This is a genomic window from Burkholderia sp. BKH01, assembly GCF_025685725.1.
In the GTDB taxonomy this organism is placed as follows: domain Bacteria; phylum Pseudomonadota; class Gammaproteobacteria; order Burkholderiales; family Burkholderiaceae; genus Burkholderia; species Burkholderia pyrrocinia_C.
This window is the reverse complement of sequence record NZ_JAOTQT010000030.1, coordinates 1-16,948: the sequence shown is the minus strand read 5'-3', so window position 1 is coordinate 16,948 and position 16,948 is coordinate 1. Positions and strand designations below refer to the sequence as shown.

Annotated in this window: 15 protein-coding genes and 1 pseudogene; 8 read left to right on the top strand and 8 right to left on the bottom strand. The window is 65.2% G+C overall.

Annotation, left to right across the window (positions count from 1 at the left end; translation table 11 throughout):
• Positions 1-37: 37 nt before the first annotated feature.
• Complete coding sequence (gene gabD / locus OEJ37_RS30175; RefSeq protein WP_263348310.1) at positions 38-1,507, top strand: NADP-dependent succinate-semialdehyde dehydrogenase; 1,470 nt, start codon at positions 38-40, stop codon at positions 1,505-1,507.
• A 115-nt stretch (positions 1,508-1,622) separates the two neighbouring features.
• Here the strand turns inward: gabD and OEJ37_RS30170 are convergent, their stop codons facing one another.
• Both OEJ37_RS30170 and OEJ37_RS30165 read right to left on the bottom strand, forming a co-directional pair.
• On the bottom strand, positions 1,623-3,167 hold the full coding sequence (locus OEJ37_RS30170; RefSeq protein ID WP_263348307.1) for a PAS domain-containing methyl-accepting chemotaxis protein: 1,545 nt from the start codon (positions 3,165-3,167) through the stop codon (positions 1,623-1,625).
• Between the two features lie 411 nt (positions 3,168-3,578).
• Positions 3,579-5,123 carry a PAS domain-containing methyl-accepting chemotaxis protein gene (locus OEJ37_RS30165; protein WP_263348304.1) on the bottom strand — a complete coding sequence of 515 codons (1,545 nt, stop codon included), beginning with the start codon at positions 5,121-5,123 and terminating at the stop codon, positions 3,579-3,581.
• 307 nt (positions 5,124-5,430) lie between these two features.
• Between OEJ37_RS30165 and OEJ37_RS30160 the strand changes: the two are divergent.
• Both OEJ37_RS30160 and OEJ37_RS30155 read left to right on the top strand, forming a co-directional pair.
• A pseudogene (locus OEJ37_RS30160) lies at positions 5,431-5,709 on the top strand (SAM-dependent methyltransferase); the annotation flags it as partial.
• A gap of 116 nt (positions 5,710-5,825) precedes the next feature.
• Entirely contained in the window at positions 5,826-6,353 is a 528-nt protein-coding gene (locus OEJ37_RS30155) for a DUF523 domain-containing protein (RefSeq protein WP_263348302.1), read from the top strand.
• A gap of 92 nt (positions 6,354-6,445) precedes the next feature.
• Here the strand turns inward: OEJ37_RS30155 and pcaF are convergent, their stop codons facing one another.
• The gene (gene pcaF / locus OEJ37_RS30150) at positions 6,446-7,648 is read right to left on the bottom strand and encodes a 3-oxoadipyl-CoA thiolase (RefSeq protein WP_175917083.1); all 1,203 of its coding nucleotides are present in this window, start codon (positions 7,646-7,648) and stop codon (positions 6,446-6,448) included.
• A gap of 498 nt (positions 7,649-8,146) precedes the next feature.
• On the opposite strand from pcaF, the gene OEJ37_RS30145 reads away from it, so the two are divergent.
• A complete protein-coding gene (locus OEJ37_RS30145; protein WP_411859297.1) occupies positions 8,147-8,974 on the top strand; it encodes an IclR family transcriptional regulator in 828 nt (275 codons plus the stop codon).
• Positions 8,975-9,211: 237 nt separating this feature from the next.
• On the opposite strand, the gene OEJ37_RS30140 is transcribed toward OEJ37_RS30145, so the two are convergent.
• The 5 genes from OEJ37_RS30140 to OEJ37_RS30120 all read right to left on the bottom strand — a co-directional run bounded on the left by OEJ37_RS30140 (position 9,212) and on the right by OEJ37_RS30120 (position 13,666).
• Positions 9,212-10,534, bottom strand: coding sequence for an MFS transporter (locus OEJ37_RS30140; RefSeq protein WP_174419216.1), 1,323 nt, complete (start codon positions 10,532-10,534; stop codon positions 9,212-9,214).
• Positions 10,535-10,588: 54 nt separating this feature from the next.
• Positions 10,589-11,779, bottom strand: coding sequence for a M20 aminoacylase family protein (locus tag OEJ37_RS30135; RefSeq protein ID WP_174419130.1), 1,191 nt, complete (start codon positions 11,777-11,779; stop codon positions 10,589-10,591).
• A 312-nt stretch (positions 11,780-12,091) separates the two neighbouring features.
• Positions 12,092-12,781 carry an RNA polymerase sigma factor gene (locus OEJ37_RS30130; protein ID WP_263348295.1) on the bottom strand — a complete coding sequence of 230 codons (690 nt, stop codon included), beginning with the start codon at positions 12,779-12,781 and terminating at the stop codon, positions 12,092-12,094.
• Entirely contained in the window at positions 12,778-13,101 is a 324-nt protein-coding gene (locus OEJ37_RS30125) for a cupredoxin family copper-binding protein (protein WP_411859300.1), read from the bottom strand. The genes OEJ37_RS30130 and OEJ37_RS30125 overlap by 4 nt, the downstream gene beginning before the upstream one ends.
• A gap of 16 nt (positions 13,102-13,117) precedes the next feature.
• Positions 13,118-13,666: a DUF4142 domain-containing protein gene (locus tag OEJ37_RS30120; protein ID WP_263348293.1), complete on the bottom strand. Its 549-nt coding sequence runs from the start codon at positions 13,664-13,666 to the stop codon at positions 13,118-13,120.
• A 189-nt stretch (positions 13,667-13,855) separates the two neighbouring features.
• Between OEJ37_RS30120 and OEJ37_RS30115 the strand changes: the two genes are divergently transcribed.
• The 4 genes from OEJ37_RS30115 to OEJ37_RS30100 all read left to right on the top strand — a co-directional run.
• Positions 13,856-14,929, top strand: coding sequence for a TIGR03118 family protein (locus OEJ37_RS30115; RefSeq protein ID WP_263348289.1), 1,074 nt, complete (start codon positions 13,856-13,858; stop codon positions 14,927-14,929).
• A gap of 76 nt (positions 14,930-15,005) precedes the next feature.
• A complete protein-coding gene (locus OEJ37_RS30110; protein ID WP_263348287.1) occupies positions 15,006-15,422 on the top strand; it encodes a plastocyanin/azurin family copper-binding protein in 417 nt (138 codons plus the stop codon).
• Positions 15,423-15,820: 398 nt separating this feature from the next.
• Positions 15,821-16,798 (top strand): chromate resistance protein, encoded by a 978-nt coding sequence (locus OEJ37_RS30105; protein ID WP_263348285.1) that lies wholly within the window; start codon positions 15,821-15,823, stop codon positions 16,796-16,798.
• On the top strand, positions 16,795-16,948 hold a 154-nt coding region (locus OEJ37_RS30100), incomplete at its 3' end, for a chromate transporter (protein WP_411859299.1). The genes OEJ37_RS30105 and OEJ37_RS30100, both read left to right, overlap by 4 nt.

The following is a 16,948-nucleotide window of genomic DNA, read 5'->3' as shown; positions in this document are numbered from 1 at the left end:
GGCCTTTTCATCCGTCATCTTCAAAGCAGACACCGGCATGAGCACTGTTCAAGAAACCCTGGCACTGAAGGACCCGTCGCTGTTCCGCCAGCAGGCGTACGTCAACGGCGAATGGCAAGGCGCAACGAACGGCGAGGCGTTCGAAGTCCGCAACCCGGCGACGGGCGGCCTGCTCGGCACCGTGCCGGCGATGGGCACGGCCGAGACGCGTCACGCGATCGACGCCGCGAACGCCGCATGGCCGGCGTGGCGCAAGAAGACCGCGAAGGAACGCGCGGTCATCCTGCGCAAGTGGCACGACCTGATGATGGAAAACGCCGACGATCTTGCGCTGATCCTGACGTCCGAGCAGGGCAAGTCGCTGGCCGAGGCGAAGGGCGAGATCGGCTACGCGGCGTCGTTCCTCGAATGGTTCGCGGAAGAAGGCAAGCGCGTGTACGGCGACACGATCCCGACGCCGGCGAGCGACAAGCGCATCGTCGTGACGAAGGAAGCGATCGGCGTGTGCGCGGCGATCACGCCGTGGAACTTCCCGGCGGCGATGATCACGCGCAAGGTCGGCCCGGCGCTCGCCGCAGGCTGCCCGATCGTCGTGAAGCCGGCCGAGGCAACGCCGTTCTCCGCGCTCGCGATGGCCGTGCTGGCCGAGCGCGCGGGTGTGCCGGCCGGCGTGTTCAGCGTCGTCACGGGCGACCCGAAGGCGATCGGCGGCGAACTGACGTCGAACCCGATCGTGCGCAAGCTGTCGTTCACCGGCTCGACGCCGGTCGGCCGCCTGCTGATGGCGCAATGCGCGGCGACGGTCAAGAAGGTATCGCTGGAACTCGGCGGCAACGCGCCGTTCATCGTGTTCGACGACGCCGATCTCGATGCGGCCGTGCAGGGCGCGATCGCGTCGAAATACCGCAACAGCGGCCAGACCTGCGTGTGCACGAACCGCTTCTACGTGCATGAAGCCGTGTACGACCAGTTCGCGCAGAAGCTCGCGGCGGCGGTCGGCCAGCTGAAGGTCGGTCGCGGCACCGAGCCGGGCGTCACGCAAGGCCCGCTGATCAACGAAGCGGCCGTGCTGAAGGTCGAGGCACACATCGAGGACGCGCTCGCGAAGGGCGCGACTGTCGTGACGGGCGGCAAGCGCCACGCGCTCGGCCACGGCTTCTTCGAGCCGACCGTGCTGACGGGTGTCACGCCCGCGATGAAGGTCGCGAAGGAAGAGACGTTCGGGCCGCTCGCGCCGCTGTTCAAGTTCAGCAGCGACGACGAGGTGATCCGCCTCGCGAACGACACCGAGTTCGGTCTGGCCGCGTATTTCTTCAGCCGCGACATCGGCCGCGTGTGGAAGGTCGCCGAAGCGCTGGAATACGGGATGGTCGGCGTGAACACGGGCCTGATCTCGAACGAAGTCGCGCCGTTCGGCGGCGTCAAGCAGTCGGGCCTCGGCCGCGAAGGCTCGCACTACGGCATCGACGACTACGTCGTGATCAAGTACCTCTGCCTCGCCGTGTGACGGTTCAGGGCCTGTCGCTTCGGTGACAGGCCCTGACCGCCCGGCCGGAACCGGGCGGTCCGACGCGGGCCGGTGCCCCTCTCCGCCGCGCCCGCGTCGCCTCTCCTCCCCGCAATCAGCGGAACACGTTCACCGCATCGACCAGCCGCGTCGCCTGCTGTTTCAGGCTCTCCGACGCCGCCGTGCTCTGCTCGACGAGCGCCGCGTTCTGCTGCGTGATGTTGTCCAGGTGCACGACCGCCTGATCGACCTGCGCGACGCCCGTGCTTTGCTCGGCCGTCGACGAACTGATCTCCGCGATCAGGTCCGACACGCGCTTCACCTGCGTGACGATGTCCTCCATCGTCTTGCCCGCGCCGTCGACGATCCGCGCGCCCGACTCGACCCGCTCGACGCTCGCGCCGATCAGCGTCTTGATCTCCTTCGCCGCGTTCGCGCTACGCTGCGCGAGCGCCCGCACTTCGCCCGCGACCACCGCGAAGCCGCGCCCCTGCTCGCCCGCACGCGCGGCCTCGACCGCCGCATTCAGCGCAAGGATGTTGGTCTGGAACGCGATGCCGTCGATCACGCCGATGATGTCGGCGATCTTGCGCGAGCTGTCGGTGATGTCGTTCATCGTCGTGACGACCTCGCTCACCGCCTTTCCGCCGCGCTCGGCAGCATCGCTCGCCGACACCGAGAGCCGGTTGGCCTGCAGCGCGGTTTCCGCGTTGCTGTCGACCGTCGCCGTCATCTCGGCCATCGACGCAGCGGTCTGCTGCACGCTCGACGCCGCCTGCTCGGTGCGCGCGCTCAGGTCGTTGTTGCCCTGCGCGATCTCGTTGCTCGCGCGCTGCACGTTGTGCACCTGCTCGCTGACGTCGTCGACGAGCCAGCGGAACATCAGCCCGAGCTGGTTGATCGTGCGCAGCGTCATCCCGATCTCGTCGACGCGGTTCATCCGCACGCCGCTGCGGCTCTCGCCGGTCGCGACGCGCAACGCCTCGTCGCGCAACTGCATGAGCGGGCGCGCGATCTGCGCATCGAGCCACAGGCCCGCGGCAGCGGCGGCGCCTGCCGTCACCGCCGCGAACGCCGCGAGCGGGCCGCCGGCCAGCCCGCATGCCCAGCCGCCGGCCACCACCACCGGTGCGAGCACGCACAGCGACGCATGAAGCCGCGCGCGCACCGACATCGTCTGGAACAGCGACGTGAAGCCCGCAATGCCCTTGCGGACGATCAGCCCCTTGTGAAAATGCCGATTGCCCGCGCGCCCTTCGCGGAATTCCTTGTACAGCGCCTCGGCAGCGGCAATCTCGTCGCGCGACGCTTTCGTGCGCACCGACATGTAGCCCTTCGGCTGCCCGTTGCGCATCACCGGCACCGCGTTCGCGCGCACCCAGTAATGATCGCCGTTCTTGCGGCGGTTCTTGACGAGCGCGGTCCACGGCTCGCCGCCCTTGAGCGTCGCCCACATGTCGGCGAATGCCTCCTTCGGCATGTCCGGATGGCGCACGATGTTGTGCGGCTGACCTTCGATCTCTTCGGGAGAAAATCCGCTGACCTGGATGAATGCCGCGTTCGCGTACGTGACATGGCTGTCGGCATCGGTCGTCGACATCAGCGTCGCGTCGTCGGGGAAATCGAATTCGCGTTGCGTGACGGGCTGGTTATTGCGCATGGTGTGGGAGCTCCGGGTAGCGGATCTTGCGTCCGCTTGTCGATTGATTCGAGACCCCGCGCATTGCGGTCTATCCGCATGCGCGCGGGCCAGGCTCCTGCGCTTTCGGCAAATTCGGCGAAAACATTATGCTGTATACGGGAAAATATTCATTAAATATGCATCATCTTGTTTTCACCAAATAATTTGTTTATGGATGAATTAAAAATCCAGGCCGCACAACGGTCTGACGGTCATTCGGCCGATTGTCGCGCGCGATCCGTTCAGATCGGTTCAATGCATAAACGCAATATCTTGAATACGAATGTTTCTCGCTTGATGCATTTCGATTGAATCGAAGCCTGAACGTACATTGCGCGCGACAACCGCAATGCACTGTTCGGGCCTGCACATCGCGCGCGTGCCCGACGATCACCTGAACACGTTCACCGCATCGACCAGCCGCGTCGCCTGCTGCTTCAGGCTCTCCGACGCCGCCGTGCTCTGCTCGACGAGCGCCGCGTTCTGCTGCGTGATGTTGTCCAGGTGCACGACCGCCTGATCGACCTGCGCGACGCCCGTGCTTTGCTCGGCCGTCGACGAACTGATCTCCGCGATCAGGTCCGACACGCGCTTCACCTGCGTGACGATGTCCTCCATCGTCTTGCCCGCGCCGTCGACGATCCGCGCGCCCGACTCGACCCGCTCGACGCTCGCGCCGATCAGCGTCTTGATCTCCTTCGCCGCGTTCGCGCTACGCTGCGCGAGCGCCCGCACTTCGCCCGCGACCACCGCGAAGCCGCGCCCCTGCTCGCCCGCACGCGCGGCCTCGACCGCCGCATTCAGCGCAAGGATGTTGGTCTGGAACGCGATGCCGTCGATCACGCCGATGATGTCGGCGATCTTGCGCGAGCTGTCGGTGATGTCGTTCATCGTCGTGACGACCTCGCTCACCGCCTTTCCGCCGCGCTCGGCAGCATCGCTCGCCGACACCGAGAGCCGGTTGGCCTGCAGCGCGGTTTCCGCGTTGCTGTCGACCGTCGCCGTCATCTCGGCCATCGACGCAGCGGTCTGCTGCACGCTCGACGCCGCCTGCTCGGTGCGCGCGCTCAGGTCGTTGTTGCCCTGCGCGATCTCGTTGCTCGCGCGCTGCACGTTGTGCACCTGCTCGCTGACGTCGTCGACGAGCCAGCGGAACATCAGCCCGAGCTGGTTGATCGTGCGCAGCGTCATCCCGATCTCGTCGACGCGGTTCATCCGCGCGCCGCGCCGGCTTTCGCCGGTCGCGACGTTCAGCGCCTGATCGTGCAGCCGCTTCAGCGGACGCACGATCTGCGCGTCGAGCCACAGCCCGGCCGCCGCCGCCACGGCGACCGTCACGCCGGCAAACGCCGCGAGCCCGCCGCCGGCCAGCCCGCATGCCCAGCCCGCGCCGATGACAGCCGGCGCCAGCACGCACGGCGCCGCATGAACGCGCGCACGCACCGACATCGTCTGCGACAGCGACGCGATGCGCAGCAGCCCGGTGCGAATGACCAGCCCCTTGTGGAACCGGCGCTGGCCGGCCTTGCCTTCGCGAAACGCGCGATACAGCGCGTCGGCCGCGGCGGTCTCGTCGCGCGGCGCCCTCGTGCGCACCGACATGTAGCCCTGCGGCTCGCCGTCGCGCATCACCGGGATCGCGTTCGCGCGCACCCAGTAATGATCGCCGTTCCTGCGGCGGTTCTTCACGAGCGCGGTCCACGGCTCGCCGCGCCGGAGCGTCGCCCACATGTCGGCGAACGCCTCCTTCGGCATGTCCGGGTGGCGCACCACGTTGTGCGGCTGGCCGACGAGCTCCTCGTTCGAGAAGCCGCTCACCTGCGCGAACGTCGTGTTCGCATACGTGATGGTGCCGTCGGCATCGGTCGTCGACATCAGCGTGACGTCGTCGGGAAAATCGAATTCTTGTTGGGTAACGGGCTGGTTGTTGCGCATGCAAGGCTCCGAAAGGCGGATCTGTCGTCCGCGTCGCGCTGAAATCACGCTCAGTAGCCGAAAAACGGTTTATCGCTTTACGACGGTCTTCTTTTTTACTGTCGGCAATCCATCGGAAAACCTTACCCTTTGCGCTCATGAAATATGCAATTCAGCCGGCACAATGATTTCGATCAAATAATCCGGCGATAATCGCCGCGCGCGCTGATACGCATGTCACAACGCGGAGCGTGTCAATACCGGCATTCGTCGCGCGCGGCGAAACAATTCGGCCTGACCTGCCTCATTCAACCGGCATTTGAATTCGATGAAAACGGCTTTGCATGAACTGAATCGGCGGTCCTGGAATACGGCGACAGTCGCGCATAACAGTCATAAAGGTGATCAGGCCGCCTTTTTCCGCCATGGTGGCTCGACGGAACGCAAGCTGCTCGGCGACGTCACGGGACTGCGGCTCCTGCAGTGCAAAGCGGGGCAGGGCACGCCGAGCCTCGCGCGCGACGGCGCGGATGCGACGAGCGTCGACATCGCCGACGGAGCGATCGGCTTCACGGTCAGCGCGTCGCCCGACCCGGCGCTTTACGCGCTCGAGCCGGAAGACATTCATCTGGAAGGGCCGGCGGCCTGACGCACCGGCATGCGGGTGACGCGTAGAATTTCCCGCTTTGCCGCGGCTACCATCAGCCGACACGGAGAGCGAAATTGCAGAACGAACCGCAGCCGCAAGCCACGCCGAAGATCCTCGTCAGCATGTGCGTGGTCGGTCATCCGGTGCGTTACAACGGCTCGGCCAAGACCGCCGCGCACGAGGCGCTCGAACGGTGGCGGCGCGAAGGGCGTCTCGTGCCCGTCTGCCCCGAACTGGCAGGCGGCTTCAGCGTGCCGCGCCCGCCCGCCGAAATCGCGGATGGTGAATCGGGGCAGCGGGTTCTGTCGGGCGCCGCACGCATCGTCGACGTGAACGGAACCGACGTGACGGCGCCGTTCGTCTCCGGCGCGCAAGCCGCGCTGGCGCTCGCGCGCGCGCACGATTGCCGCTTCGCGATCCTGGCCGACGGCAGTCCGTCGTGCGGCAGCACCTTCATTTATGACGGGAGTTTCGCGAACCGGCGGCACGCGGGCGACGGTGTCACGGCGGCATTGCTGCGCGAGCACGGCATCGAGGTGTTCGCGGACACCGAGATCGACGCGCTCGACGCGCGCCTCAGGCAGATATCGCAGGCCGGTTAACGACGATGCGCGGCACGACGAATGTCGTGCCGCGCATCGTTCGGGGAACGGGGAAGCGACGCTTGTTCGGTCGCTTCGCCGCGTAACGCGGGTCAGACGCGTTCGATCGCGATCGCGATGCCCTGGCCAACGCCGATGCACATCGTGCACAGCGCAAAGCGGCCGTTCGTGCGATGCAGCTGGTACATCGCGGTCGTCACGAGACGCGCGCCCGATGCGCCGAGCGGATGGCCCAGCGCGATCGCGCCGCCGTTCGGGTTCACGCGCGGATCGTCGTCGGCGACGCCAAGCATGCGCAGCACCGCGAGGCCCTGAGACGCAAACGCCTCGTTCAGCTCGATCACGTCGAACTGGTCGATCGTCATGCCGAGTCGCGCAAGCAGCTTCTGCGTGGCCGGCGCGGGGCCGATGCCCATCACGCGCGGCGCGACGCCGGCCGTCGCAATGCCCAGCACGCGTGCGCGCGGCGTCAGGCCGAAGCGCTTCGCAGTTTCTTCGTTTGCCAGCAGCAGCGCGGCGGCGCCGTCGTTGACGCCCGATGCGTTGCCGGCCGTCACCGAGCCGTCCGGGCGCACGACACCCTTCAGCTTCGCGAGGGTTTCGAGCGACGTCTCGCGCGGATGCTCGTCGCGCGACACCACGACCGGATCACCCTTCTTCTGCGGAATCGTGACTGCAACGATTTCCTCGGCGAGCGTGCCGTCCTGCTGCGCACGTGCGGCCTTCTGCTGACTGCGCAGCGCGAACAGGTCCTGGTCGGCGCGGCTGATGTTGTAGTCGACCGCGACGTTCTCGGCCGTCTCCGGCATCGAATCGACGCCGTGAAGCTGTTTCATCAGCGGATTGACGAAGCGCCAGCCGATCGTCGTATCGTAGATGTCGGCCTGGCGTGCGAACGCGCTCGCGGCCTTGCCCATCACGAACGGTGCGCGCGTCATGCTCTCGACGCCGCCCGCGACCATCAGCGCGGCCTCGCCCGACTTGATCGCGCGCGCGGCCACGCCGACCGCATCCATCCCGGAACCGCACAGCCGGTTGATCGTCGAACCCGGCACGCCCTGCGGCAGGCCCGCGAGCAGCAGCGACATGCGCGCGACGTTGCGGTTGTCCTCGCCGGCCTGGTTCGCGCAGCCGTAGATCACGTCGTCGATCGCCGTCCAGTCGACGTTGCGGTTGCGCTCGACGAGCGCCTTGAGCGGCACCGCGCCCAGGTCGTCGGCGCGCACGCCGGACAGCGCACCGCCGTAACGCCCGATCGGCGTACGGATTGCATCACACAGAAAAGCTTCGGTCATCAGTGTCTCCTGTCGATCGAACTTGGCGCTTTAGCGCTTAGTCCGATCTCATGGCGTGGTTGACTGGAGTTAGCGCTTTAGCGCTTACTCCAGCCCCACGGCGGTCGATCGGACTTGGCGCTTTAGCGCTTAGTCCGATCCCATGGCGTGGTTGGCTGGAGTTAGCGCTTCAGCGCTTGCTCCAGCCCCACGGCGGTCGATCAGAGCTGGCGCTTTAGCGCTTGGTCCGATCCCATGGCGTGGTTGGCTGGAGTTAGCGCTTTAGCGCTTGCTCCAGCCCCACGGCGGTCGATCAGAGTTGGCGCGCTAGCGCTTGCTCCGGCCACATACAAGGCTGGGAAATGAACGGGGCGCGCCCCTTGCATAACCCGCCGGGATGCGCTCAAATGTTCTATATACGAACATAAGATCGTGTATCGAACGTTCACCGCATCATAGGGAGTGCGGGGACGACCTGTCAAGCGTCCGGTCCGCCGTGCGGTTGGCGTGTCAGGCCCCATGCGCTATCTTTTCGGCTGCACGATATTCCAACCGCTCATGACAACCGAAGACACTCAGACGAAACCCGGCGACTCCTATGTGCAGTCGTTCGCGCGCGGCCTCGCGGTGATCCGCGCCTTCGACGCGGCGCGCCCGGAGCAGACGCTTACCGAGGTCGCGTCGGCTACCGGCCTGACGCGCGCGGGCGCGCGCCGGATCCTGCTCACGCTGCAGACGCTCGGCTACGTCGAGGCCGACGGCCGGCTGTTCCGGCTCACGCCGAAGATCCTCGAACTCGGCTTCGCGTACCTGACGTCGATGCCGTTCTGGAATCTCGCCGATCCCGTGATGGAGCAGTTGTCCGCGCAGATCCACGAAAGCTGCTCGGCCGCCGTGCTCGACCGCACCGAGATCGTCTACGTGCTGCGCGTGCCGACGCACAAGATCATGACGATCAACCTGTCGATCGGCAGCCGGCTGCCCGCGTACTGCACGTCGATGGGCCGCGTGCTGCTGTCCGCACTCGACGACGCGGCGCTCGACGAAACGCTCGCGCAGAGCAACATCCGCGCGCACACGCCGCGCACGATCACGGACCTCGGCGAACTGAAGGCGACGATCGCACAGGTGCGCCAGCAAGGCTGGGCCGTGGTCGACCAGGAACTCGAAGTGGGCCTGATGTCGATCTCCGCGCCGATCCGCAACCGGCGCGGGCAGATCATCGCGGCGATGAACATCAGCGGCAATGCGCAGCGGCATACCGCGAAGCAGATGGTGAAGGAGTTTCTCGGGCCGCTGCAGCAGGCCTCGCAGACGGTGTCGGAGCTGGTGGCGCGGCGGGGGTGAGCGTCCAGCTCGATTGTCGTATCAGTGAAACGACAATCCGCTCAAAAAAAAGCGGGCAGCACAAGCTGCCCGCTCAATACTCTGACCCTCTTGCAACGTTCTTCTCACGGAACACGGAGCGAACCCCGCGCTGCACAATTTAGTGACGCGCGGAAGCCCGGTCAATTTGACGAGAACGAAATTGCACGGAGCCTATCGGACAGCGTGCCCGCCACCAGTTGCCCGTCGCGCCGCGCGTCAGTCCATCGACTCCCGAGCCGTCTCGCGCAGCATCGCGACCGCGATCAGCGACAGCACCACGCACGCGGCCACGTAGCCGGCCGGCGCGAGCTTGCTGCCGGTCGTCTTCACGAGCCAGGTCGCGATGAGCTGCGCGGTGCCGCCGAAGATCGTCACCGCGAGCGCATACGCGATCGAGATGCCCGTCGCGCGCACATGGCGCGGCAGCGACTCGCACATCAGCGCCATCTCCGACGCCGAGCCGAGCGAATAGAACAGCAGCATCAGCGCGGTCAGCGGCAGGATCACCGACAGCGTCGGATGATGATTCATCAGCCAGAACGCCGGGAACAGCAGTACGACCAGCACGCCGCGCCCGACGAAGATCGGCACGCGCCGGCTGCCGATCCGGTCCGACAGCCAGCCGAACAGCGGGCACGTGACCAGCATCACGCAGCCCGATGCGACGCCGACGAACATCGACAGCTTCATCGGCAGGCCGAGCGTATGGATCGCGTAAGTCGGCATGTAGAAGGTCAGGATGTAGGTCGACACCGTGCCGCCCATCACCGTGAGCATCAGCAACAGCACCGTGCGCGTGTGCTTCGAGAACAGCTCGTGCAGCACGCCGCGCTCGATCGCGTGATGGCTGTCGCCGGGCGCGTCGTCCGCGAGCCGGCGGCGCAGATACATGCCGACCGGCGCGATCAGCACGCCGACGAGGAACGGCAGCCGCCAGCCCCAGCTTTCGAGCGCGTCCTTAGTCATCGTGTTCGACAGCAGCGCCGCGAAGCCCGAGCCCATCAGCGCGGCACCGCCCTGCGTCGCGAGCTGCCAGCTTGCGCGGAACGCGCGGCGCGACGTGCCGCCCTGTTCGAGCAGCGTCGTGGTCGCCGCGCCGAATTCGCCGCCCTGCGAGAAGCCCTGCATCAGCCGCGCGAACACGACGAGCAGCGGCGCGGCCATGCCGGCCTGCGCATACGTCGGCGCGATCGCGATCAGGCCCGTGCCGAGCGCCATCAGCATGATCGTCAGGTTCAGCGCGGCCTTGCGCCCCTTGCGGTCCGCGTAGACGCCGAGCACGACGCTGCCGAGCGGCCGCGTGAAGAAGCCGGCGGCAAACGTCGCGACCGACAGCAGCAGCGACGTGGTCGGATCGCTCGACGGGAAGAACAGCTTGCCGATCAGCACCGCGAAAAAGCCGTACACGGTGAAATCGAAGAATTCCAGCCAGTTGCCGATCACGGCCGCCGCGATCGCGCCGCGCCGTGTAACCGCGGGCCCGCCTGCTTCGGCGGCTACCGTCGGTGCAGGGTGCAGTACGAGATGGTCTTTCTGCATCATTCCGGTCTCCTTCTCAATACGGCCGGAAGCGCCGGCCGCGCGCCACCGCGATCACCGCCCCAGGTAACGCTCCACGAGACGCGTCCAGAACGCCGCGCCGATCGGCAGGTTGCGGTCGTTGAAGTCGTATTTCGGGTTGTGCACCATGCAGCCGTCCTCCCCTTCGCCGTTGCCGAGCCGCACGAACGAGCCCGGCCGCTGCTGCAGCATGAACGCGAAATCCTCGCTGCCCATCAGCAGGTCGGTCTGCTCGACCACGTGCGCGTCGCCGACGAGCTCGCGCGCGACCTGCGCGGCGAAATCCGTTTCGGCATCCGTATTGACGACGACCGGGTAGCCTTCGATGTACTCGACGTTCGCGCTCGCGCCGTAGCTCGCGGCCTGCGTTTCGGCCAGCTCGACGATGCGGCGCTTGAGCAGCGCGCGCACGTCGGGGCTGAACGAGCGCACGCTGAGTTCGAGGCGCGCGCCGTTCGGAATCACGTTGTTCGCGGTGCCCGCGTGCATTGAGCCGACCGTGACGACCGCCGGCTGCGCGGGGTCGACGTTGCGCGCGACGATCGTCTGCAACGCCATCACGATGCTCGCCGCGACGACGACCGGATCGACCGTCAGGTGCGGCCGCGCCGCGTGGCCGCCGACGCCTTCGATCGTGACGATCGCCTTGTCGCCGGCCGACATGAACGGGCCGCGCCGCGTGAGGAAGACGCCGGGCGCCGCGCCCGGATGGTTGTGCATGCCGAACACGGCGTCGCACGGGAAGCGCTCGAACAGGCCGTCGTCGATCATCTTCTTCGCGCCGCTGTCGACGCCGTGTTCTTCCGCCGGCTGGAAATACAGGTGCACGGTGCCGGAGAAATTGCGCGTCTTCGCGAGATGCTGCGCGGCGCCGAGCAGCATCGTCGTATGGCCGTCGTGGCCGCACGCGTGCATCTTGCCGTGCGTGCCGCTCGCATACGGCAGGCCCGTCGCCTCGACGATCGGCAGCGCATCCATGTCGGCGCGAATGCCGATGCTGCGCGCGCCGTCGCCCACGCGCAGCGTGCCGACGACGCCCGTCTTGCCGACCCCGCGCGTCACCTGCCAGCCCCATTGCCCGAGCTTGTCCGCGACGAGCGCGGCCGTGTCGTGCTCCTCGTACGCGAGTTCGGGATGGTGATGGATGTGGTGACGAATCTCGCGCAGCCCGCCGGCGGCGGGCATCAGATCCTCGATTTCGGTGAATCGGACGTCGGTGGTCATCAAGCGGCTCCTGCTGATTGTCAGCGTGTCAGTCGCACGCGGACGGTGCGTGCGGGAAAGCGAGCCACTATATCGAGCCGATATCGGTTCAATAAGATACGGAATTTTTCACCGCGATAAGATTTATTAATCAGGGTTAGTACGGGGGTGCGATCGTGTATGTCAGTTTCGATTAGATGCGGAGAGGGGCGCTCGGCGCATAGCCGGCACGCCGCGCCGCCGCCGCACGGCTTGCAGCAGATGCTGCGGTGACAGTCGAGACGGCTCGCCGTCGCCCCGTTTCCTCGAGCACACGGCGCGTGCCGTGCGAGCCTATCGGCGCGAATCGAGCCTCGCCAGCACGCTGGCCACGATCCGATCGCAACGTGCGCCGCCGAACGAGAACACGTCACGCTCGGCCAGATCGACTTCCTGAGCAAGGGATTCGCGCAACATGCTCCTTGCCCGGAAATGACGCGAACGCACGGTCGCTTCCGGTATACCGAGACACTGTGCCGTTTCCTCGACGCTCAACTCCTCGACGCAACGCAGGACGAAGACGACCCGAAACGCCTCGGGTAACGCATCAAGCTTGCGCTCGAGCAACGCGCGCAACTCTGCCCGCATGAGCGCGCGATCGGGCGATGAGATTGGGTCTTCGACCATGACGTTCCGCTCGAAATCGCCGATGGTCGACGTGCTGACCATCGGCGCGATGTTATCGCGCCGGGCGCTCCGACGCTGACGCGTAAAACATGCATTGAGCACGAGACGTGAAAGCCAGGTCGACAGCGATGCGTCGCCCCGAAAGGACGCAATCGCGCGAAACGCCGCGAGATAGGCATCCTGAAGCGCATCCTCGGCATCCGCGTCATTGTGCAACGTGGCCCGCGCGAGCCGGTAGAGACGCCGGTTATAGCGACGCATCAGTTGCTCGAACGCCGCGCGACTCCCTGCCGCGACGAGCCTGGCGAGCTCGCCATCGTCTGCTTGCGACAACTGAATGTCGGGCATCTCGTTCATCGCTTACCCTTGACTGTCAATGTCGCTTTCATGGCTGGATGAAGCGTGCAGACGTACGCGTAGCGCCCGGGCTCGCGTGCGACGTACGTCCACGACGCATCCGGCTTGATCTCGTGCGAATCGAACGCGTGCGCCGCCGTCGCCGTGTGAGCGACGAGGTCCTTGTTCACCCAGACGATCTTATCCCCATGCTCGACCGTCAGACTATCGGGGTTGAAGCGCATCCCCTCGATGGTGACCGTGTGTGTCGCGGCGACGGCGGAGTATGCGCCCGCCGTCGCCGCGACGATGACGAAGCGACACGCCGAGCGCCACAGCATGGGCGGTTGAATGGGGTCAGTAAGCTTTCTTGCCACGATCGCCACCGAGTGCCGACTGCAGTTCGCGAGCATGTTCGAGGTGCGCAACGAAGGCCGGACGCACTTTGACGAGCAGCCCCTTCAGTTCCTCGTTCCTTGCAGACGGGATCAGTGCCTTGTCCATCGCGCCGAGCACCTGCTCGTGATAGGCGACCTCATGATCGACATAGGCCTTGTCGAATTCATGGCCATTGAGCCTCTTGAGCGCGGCAGCGTTGTCGTCTCCGCCCTTCTTCAACGCGTTGCTCGTCGCGTTCTCTTCAGGTTTCAGGTTCAGCTTGGTCGCGAGCGCGACTGCCGATTGGTTCACGCTGGTGTGGTCCGTGACCATCAATTTTGCAAAGTCCCTGACCTGCTTCGTGTGAGTCTTGCCTATCGCAAGCTTCCCCGCATCGATGTCGACCTGGTTCGCCGTCACCACGATCGCGGCGATCTGGGGATCGGTTAACTGCGCATCCTGCGCGTAAGCCGCGAGCGGCAACGTCGAAAGCAGTGCCATCAGGCTCAGTTTGTGCATGAGCGCCATTTGTTTTCTCCTGTCCAGTTTGAACGGCCGTCCTCGCAAGGATCGACGATGGACGGTTCTGTGGCGATAGACGTCACGACTGATCGTCGCGTTCCGCGCCCGACACCGTAGCCGCGCAAACGAAACGAGCGGAATAAACGCACCGACCTGTCCGTTTACTAGCGTCCCATTCGTGTTCGGAGCCAAGTCATGAAACAGGTCCATACAACGCTCGGCGCTGCGATGATGGCATTCGTTCTGACCAGCGTCGTAGCATGCGGCAGTTCATCCCACGTCAGTCAGTACAAGGTCGGCGTACTGGTTTCCGACGGTGCGCTTCCCGCGGCTCACGTGGATACAAACCTGAAGAATCCGTGGGGCATTGCATTCAATCCCAAGGGCTTTGTCTGGGTCGCGGATAACGGGACGCAGCACGCAACGCTCTATGACGGCAATGGCGTGCCGCAATCGCTCGTCGTGACAATCCCCGCCGGCTCGCACGGTGACGCCAATCCCACGGGCATCGTATTCAATGGCACGTCGGACTTCGTGGTGACCCAGGGCGCAAATTCGGGGCCGGCGCCCTTCATTTTCGCCGGAGAGGGTGGAACGATCACGGCGTGGTCGCCGGCCGTCAATCCGACATCGGCCGTCACTATGTTCGACAGCGACGGCAGCGCCGTCTACAAAGGGCTCGCCATGGCCAGCAACAACGGCGCGAATTTCCTGTACGCAACGGACTTCCACAACAACAGGATCGATGTTTTCGACAGGACCTTCACAAAGGTTACGACGACCGGTGCATTTCAAGATCCCGCTTTGCCGGCAGGGTTTGCGCCGTTTGGAATTCAGGCCATCGGCTCGAAACTTTACGTCGCTTATGCGAAGCAGGACGCGGCAGCACACGACGACGTCGCTGGTGCAGGGTTGGGTTTGATCGACGTGTTCAGCCCATCGGGACAATTCATTCAACGCTTCGCCTCAGGCGAACCGTTGAACGCGCCGTGGGGCATGGCGCTTGCGCCCGCGGATTTTGGCCCCTTCAGCAACACCATTCTGATCGGCAACTTCGGTGACGGCATGATCCACGCGTTCGATGCGACGTCAGGCATGCTGCGCGGGACCCTGCAGCAACTCGATGGCAAGGCGATCGTCGAGCCGGGGCTGTGGGGTATCTCATTCGGCAACGGCCTCAACAATCAACCCGCCAATACGCTGTTCTTTGCTGCCGGACCCAACGACGAAGCCGACGGTGTCTATGGCCGCATCGACGTCGGCCCGTGAACGTTCTTGCCGGGATCGCTTACGACAATCGCTCGACGCTTGATAGGCGCGTTGTTTCGATGCAAAGGAGGCCGCCATGGACGCCACTTACAGAATCGCCATCCTCGCCAGTGTGACTGCCCTCGGCATGACATCGCATGCAGGCTGGGCAGAGCAAACCGTCAACGCGACGTTGCGTTCGAACTCGATCCAGCTCGAGACACACAACGTGAAAGCGGGTCGCGTCACGTTCGATGTCAAGAATGCCGTGGACAACAACATGGAGCACGAACTTGTCTTGCTCAAGACCGATCTCTCGGATGATGCACTTCCTGTCCGCAAACGGCAGGTGCTGGAGCACCGGTTGAGAAAGATAGGCGAAGTCGAAGACATCGCGCCGGGCACGAGCAAGCGCGCGTCATTCAAGCTCACGCCCGGCCACTACGTGCTGATCTGCAACAAGCCGGGACATTATGTTGCGGGCATGCATACGGCGCTTGTCGTGACGCCGTAAGTCACTTCGCCGGCCCGAAAGACAGCCTGGAAGCGCCGGGTACCGATGCCGTGCGCATCGGAACGGAAGACTTCGCCACGCGGCGCGGCGTGTGCGTCGTCGACCTCGGCTCCTCTTCAGTTCGTCCGTCGCGCGGCGCCACCTCGGCGTCACGCGGACGGATGCCCTTGTGCTGCTGCCCCCCGCCCCTTTTCAACGTGTCGTTTGAGCTACCGATCTTGCCGGAACGACGACCCATTGCATTCTGACTCGCTGCGGCGTGCGGAGCGACTCGTCAACCAATCGAATAACCCCCGACGACTCCTGACCATCGCCTGCTGACGATTAGCGCAATACCGCGGCACACGTCGTCAAAAGTTAACTTGTAGATGTCGTAACGCATATGTAGCATTCGCTATATGAATACTATCTCAACCTGGTCATTCCTCGTTCTGACCCTGCCGACGGAGAACGCGACGGCTCGCATGCGGTTCTGGCGCGCGCTCAAGGCGAAAGGCTGCGCAGTGTTGCGTGACGGCGTTTACGTGCTGCCGTACACGGGGGAGCACGAAAGCATGCTGCGCGAACTCGCGGGCGCGATCGTCGATAGCGGCGGCGCCGCACACCTGCTACGTGCGCCAAGCCTCGACGCCTCGCAGGAGCTGGAATTTCGCGCACTGTTCGATCGCGACGAGGATTACGCCGCCTTCACCCGGGCGCTCGCGGACACCCGCAAGACGCTTGCTGGCCAGTCCGCCACGGAACTTACGCGTCTGCTGCGCCGCCTGCGCAAAGACTTCGACACCATTCGGGCGACCGATTACTTCCCGGGCGACTCGGCAACTCGCGCCGAAGTCGCATTGCAGGACTTCATCGCACTCGTCGACACCGTCCTGTCGCCGGGCGAGCCGCACGCCGCGGAGCGCGCGATCCGCCTGCTTGCGATCGACGAATATCAAGGCCGCACCTGGGCGACGCGTCAGCGCATGTGGGTCGATCGCGTTGCCAGCGCATGGCTGATTCGCCGTTTCATCGACGCGCGCGCCCGCTTCATCTGGCTCGAGTCGCCGGCGGACTGCCCGCCCGACGGGCTCGGTTTCGATTTCGACGGCGCCGCGTTCACCCATGTCGGCGAGCGCGTGACGTTCGAGGTGCTGCTCGCGAGTTTCGGGCTCGACAAAGACCCGGCGCTGATGCGGCTCGGCGAGATCGTGCACGCGCTCGACGTGGGTGGCACCGCCGCACCCGAGGCGGTCGGCTTCGAGGCCGTGATGGCCGGCACACGTCAACGCACGGAAAACGACGATCAGTTGCTGGAACAGATGAGCGCGGTGCTTGATTCGCTGTATGCGCACTTCGCGTCGAACGGAAAGAGCGATACCGGGGGGCGTTCATGACCACGACGATCGCCACGAACACGCCGACCTACTCGCTGGGCCAGTTGGTCGGCTACATGCTGGGTCTCGGCACCTTCGGCTTTGGCGGCCCGGTCGCGCTCGCCGGCTATATGCGTCGCGATCTCGTCGAGAAGCGCGGCTGGATCACGG